Source organism: Pseudomonas sp. P5_A2_2, from assembly GCF_054177685.1.
The window spans coordinates 1-4,792 of record NZ_JBGCUL010000327.1 but is presented as its reverse complement, the minus strand read 5'-3'; the positions used below and the strand labels follow the sequence as shown (position 1 = coordinate 4,792).

The 4,792-nt window shown below is 60.5% G+C and carries 4 protein-coding genes; 2 read left to right on the top strand and 2 right to left on the bottom strand.

Annotation, left to right across the window (positions count from 1 at the left end):
- The first annotated feature begins 266 nt into the window (after window positions 1–266).
- Window positions 267–1,343, top strand: coding sequence for a hypothetical protein (locus tag ACXRVY_RS17505; protein WP_458237856.1), 1,077 nt, complete (start codon window positions 267–269; stop codon window positions 1,341–1,343).
- A 190-nt stretch (window positions 1,344–1,533) separates the two neighbouring features.
- A complete protein-coding gene (locus ACXRVY_RS17500; RefSeq protein WP_458237855.1) occupies window positions 1,534–1,824 on the top strand; it encodes a hypothetical protein in 291 nt (96 codons plus the stop codon).
- A gap of 383 nt (window positions 1,825–2,207) precedes the next feature.
- On the opposite strand, the gene ACXRVY_RS17495 is transcribed toward ACXRVY_RS17500, so the two are convergent.
- Together ACXRVY_RS17495 and ACXRVY_RS17490 are read right to left on the bottom strand one after the other, a co-directional pair.
- Window positions 2,208–3,350 (bottom strand): ABC transporter substrate-binding protein, encoded by a 1,143-nt coding sequence (locus tag ACXRVY_RS17495; RefSeq protein ID WP_458237854.1) that lies wholly within the window; start codon window positions 3,348–3,350, stop codon window positions 2,208–2,210.
- A 263-nt stretch (window positions 3,351–3,613) separates the two neighbouring features.
- Window positions 3,614–4,711, bottom strand: coding sequence for an AraC family transcriptional regulator (locus ACXRVY_RS17490; protein ID WP_458237853.1), 1,098 nt, complete (start codon window positions 4,709–4,711; stop codon window positions 3,614–3,616).
- Window positions 4,712–4,792 lie beyond the last annotated feature (81 nt).

The following is a 4,792-nucleotide window of genomic DNA, read 5'->3' as shown; positions in this document are numbered from 1 at the left end:
ACATCTGGCTGAGCGACAACGATGGTGGACGCGGCTTAGGACGACTCGTCCTCCGTGTCAGCCGCGTGGGTACCTGCCGCTTCTACGCTCGGTATTCGACATCCGATGGCCATCGGCTCATGGTTCCGCTGGGCCCATACGCCAAGAATCGAACGAAGGGTTGCCTGACCTTGGAGGAGGCTCGAACCGCCGCTCGAGACCGCTGCAGCGGCAAGACCAACGTTGGACCTCGTCCTCCTGTTAGCGAAAAGTTGGACGAGAACCCATTGAATCTTGCCTTTGCGCCTCCATCGCCACTTCCCCAGCCAGTCGAACCGCAATGTTCGAACGCGGCCAACAGAGGCACGGTGGCCGAGCTCTGCCAGGCCTATATCGACGTCCTGAAAGCTGCTGGAAAGCTCTCGGCCAGCGACTTAGAAAGCTATCTCAGATGCCACATAGAAACCTCGGAGTATGGGCATGTCCTAGCGGGCGACTTGACACCCGATCAAGCGGCGATTCTCATCCGGAAGGTCCGAGAGGCTGGGAAGAAATGCACAGCAAAACACGTGCGATCGTTCCTTCATGCGGCCTACGCCAAGGCATGCCATGCGGCCGTAGATACGGAAGCGCCTGCGGCCCTGATCGCATTTGGAATCAGCAGCAATCCGATTGCTACCGTGAAGGTTGCGAAGGATGCGGGCGTACAGCGAGATCGGAACCTAAACGTTACTGAACTGGCTGAACTATGGAAGCATCTCCATCCCGCCGATGAGTCGCTTCTGACCATCGAGATGCGCGTCGTACGGGTCAACCTATTGCTGGGTGGACAACGGTGCGAACAGCTCATGCGGGTGTTGACYCGTCATGTAGACACTGACGATGACACCGTCCTCTTGTATGACCTGAAGGGCAGACGCCCCAAGCCGCGACCACACTTGCTTCCCCTAGTTTCCGAAGCCAAGCGCGATGTGCTTTGGTTCCTTGAGCATAGTCAGTTGCTCGGCAGTGAGTTCCTGTTTGCGGGGCGATGCCAAGGGCACAGCCTTCATCCAAGTACCGTGAGCAAGGCCGTCGCCAAGATCAGCAATGTCCTGCTGGCGAGCAAGGCGATCGGCTCTCGGTTTGGATATGCGGACCTTCGGCGCACCGTGGAGACAAGAATGGCGCAACTAACTGTCCACAAGGACACGCGGGCCCACATCCAGTCGCACGGCCTTAGCGGAGTGCAGCACACGCACTACGACATGTGGGAGTACATGCCGCAGAAGCGCGACACCTTGGAGCGTTGGGCAAGTTTCCTGTCCTCGCTTCTCGTCCGGCCCAGCAAGAGCGAGCAACGTAGCGCCACGCCGGATCACTGAGAGTATTCAGAGCGGAGGCTCGCACAGATGTCGGAACCTTTCGATCCAACGAAGTCACTTTTTCTAGCTGCGGCTTCAAGGGACGACACTTGACGTGCAGCGCGATCAGCTGAAGTGGGGCTGGAACTCGACATTCGCACGACCTTCAATCTGCCTGGGTCGCCCTTGAACGCGCAGAGGCGAACAGCACTTGCGTCATCTCCAGATGCGATCACGTCAACCATCATTGCTGTTGAAATTCCGAGCTAGGGACACCCTTTTTGGCATCACAGGTGACACCGTTAAGGCGCTCGCCAATGAACTGAACATCACCGAGAGCCAAGTGATCCATCTGGCGCTTTCAAAGATGGCCCAGGAAGTGTTCCCGACCTATGAACAGGACGATGGACCGTTGACGTCCCGTCAGGTGGCCTTTGTCCGCAAGAGGGCAAAGGCCGTCGTGCCCAAGGGCAAGTTGCTGAACGAACAATCGCTATTCTGACTTCCAGGATTTTAGATAACCGCTCGCGATGCTGCACGGAGCGCGCTGTTTGCATCACGCAGGTTCAACGGCGTTGGATGGGGGGTCCACTAGCCTAGGTCGATGACTCAATGCAACGGGCGAAATTATTCGACAGCCATAATTATGACGTTGAAATAATTCAACCTAATTTTCGACGCTCGAGTGTTGCAAGCTTGAGCTCAGCCTTCACAACGCGCCAGCAATAGACCTCGAACCGATCAGCCTGCTTGGACTTGTCCCTGCTAAAACAATCGGCGCCGCTTGTAGTGCCGCAAAGCGAAAACGAACGCAGGTTCGACGGGAGCCGCGAACACTGAAGCGTCGGTCGATCTTGAAGAAGCTGATCTCGTGATTCGACCGCCTCAGTAGCGCAGCTTCCCGCCGGCGTCGATGATCGCCAACTCGACGTAAGACGATCCGTTGTGCGACTGCGGCGAGTACCGTGCGGCAAACTTGCCGAAGGAAATCTCCCCCGCCGACTCCATCGCATGAATGAAGGTCTCGGTGTTGAGATCGCGCCCCGCGCGGCGGAAGCCTTCGACCAGCACGCGCGCATGAATGAAACCCTCGAACTTCGAGTTCGACTCCAACCCGTCGCCCCCCTTGGCCTTCACGAGCGTCAGATACTCGGTAACCGCCGGGTTCGCCCGGTTGTTCAAGGGCGGCATGATCTGAGCCAAGACAATTCCGCGCGCGGCTGCTCCGAGGGCGCGCGCAGTCTGATCAACGCTGACAACGGAGAAGCCATAGATGCTCGGGCGTGCGGTCGTCGCACCCAGAGCCCTGACGAACCCGCTGAACATGCCGCCGGCGGTGCACATGATCACGGCCTGCGGCGAAGCGTTGGCGATGTTGGCGGCAGCGCTTTCGAAGTCCGGCTTCTTCGGGTCGAATTTGGCTTCGACCGCGATCTGCAACTGCTGTGCCTTCACGGCGCTGCGCACCTCGCTCATCAGCGCATTGCCGAAGGCATCGTCCTGATGAACTGTCGCGATGCGGGTGACACCGAGCTCCCTCAGTTGCCGAGCGATGTGTGCGGCCTCGTCGGCATACCCGGCCCTCACATGGAACAGGTAGCGATTGAATTTCTGACGCAATGCCGAGGCACCCGTCACCGGGCCGAACACCACCGTCTTCGAATCGGCGGCCAGCGGCAGAATCGCCGCGGTCTGGGCCGTGCCGACGTTGTTGTAGATCAGGAAGACCTTGTCCTCCTCGATCAGCAACCGGGTGTTCTCGACCGCACGCTTCACGTCGAAGCCGTCGTCCAGGGTCTTATAGACGATCTTGCGGCCGTGCAAGCCACCGCTCGCATTCACGGCATCGAAGTACAGCCGTGATCCGGCACCGTATTCCGCCGTCTGAGGCCCGAATGGGCCGGTGAGCACCACCGAGGCACCGATGCGAATCTCGCTCTCGGTAACACCATTTGCCGCACTCGCAGGTATTGGACCGACTGCCAGCAGCCCAATTAGCCATGTTGTGAGCAATCCACCGAATTTCATTCTTGTTCCTCTTGCTTCGTGGGCACCCATGTCGAATGAAGTTCTGCGATTTCGAACCACCAGTGAGCACAGAGCGCTCACATATACGGGCGGTGCACGCGATCAAGGCGCGTCATCATCCGAGACAATTGACATCCGTACGGTACGTTACCGTATATGTTCGTACCATCTCGTTTTCCCGAAGGCAAGGCGGGCGCGCGATGCCGGGCCGAGCGGCATGCGGCGCGCGTGGAGACAGGTCGGCCGGACAAGCCAGGTCGTGGTTATCGGAACGCGCCCTGCGGGTCGGCTAGTGTCGGTGGCTTCGCCTGCTGGAGCCGGTACTCGCCAGGCTGGACGCCGTTCCACTTCTTGAAAGCCCGGTGGAACGCGCTCGTTTCGCGAAAACCGACCAGGGCCGCAATGTCGGCCACGCTCATCGAGCTGTTGCACAGCCGGTCGATCGCGAGATCCCGCCGCAATTGGTCCTTGACGTCCTGGTAGCTGGTCCCCTCCGCCTCGAGGCGCCGGCGCAGCGTGGTGGCCGTCACGTGGAACTCGTCGGCGAGGTCATTGAGCAGCGGCCAGTCGCTGCCGCCCACGCCGGCGCGCAGGCGACGTCGCAATTTCGCGGTCCAGCTGTCCTCGTTCTTGTATTTGAGGAAGACGGATTGTGGCGCCGAGCGCAGGAACTGCCGCAGCGCGCCCGCGTTCTGCACGATCGGCGCGCCGAGGGTCGCGGCGTCGAATCGAATTTCGGTGCATGCCGCATCGAAGCCCAGATGCTCCGAAAACATCGCGGTGTACTCGCTGGCATGCGCAGGCCGTGAATAGGCGAACTCGGCACGCAGGATCGGAATGCGATGACCCGTCAACCAGCACATCAGGCCATGCACCATCACGAGCAGAGCCTCAACGGCGAAGCGCGGGTCGGCCGGCGGCCGGATGCGGTTGGCCAGCGCGATGACGGCGTGTCCATCGTCGAGCCGGAGCTCGGCGTCGATATCGTCCAGCAGGATGCGAAAGCCCACCAGGATCCGCTTCAGCGCGCGGTCGAGGTTGTCTGCATTCACCACCGCCTGGCTCAGCAGCGCGAAGCTCCCAACCTTCATGCGACGCGCGTCCAGCCCGAAGAACTCGTCATCCAGCTCGCGCGCAACCGCGAGCCAGAGGGCGGAAAACGCCTCCGCCGTGACGCGCGCGTGGGGCGAACCCAGCACTTCATCCGGAATGCCGGCGATGCGCAGCGCGCGGTCTCGCGCCTGCGGGGTCAGACGCGCGACGRCCGCCGCCACGAAATGCGCTGAAACCGTTCCTCTGTCCATGGTGTTCGGGTGCCCAAAACGCACATCGACTTTGCCATCTTTGGGCATCGATTCCATGCGAGCTCGCCCGTAGAGTGCCCAGCAACGGAGAACCCCCATGACCGACCTGTCTGCCGAATACAAGGCGCTTGCCGAGTA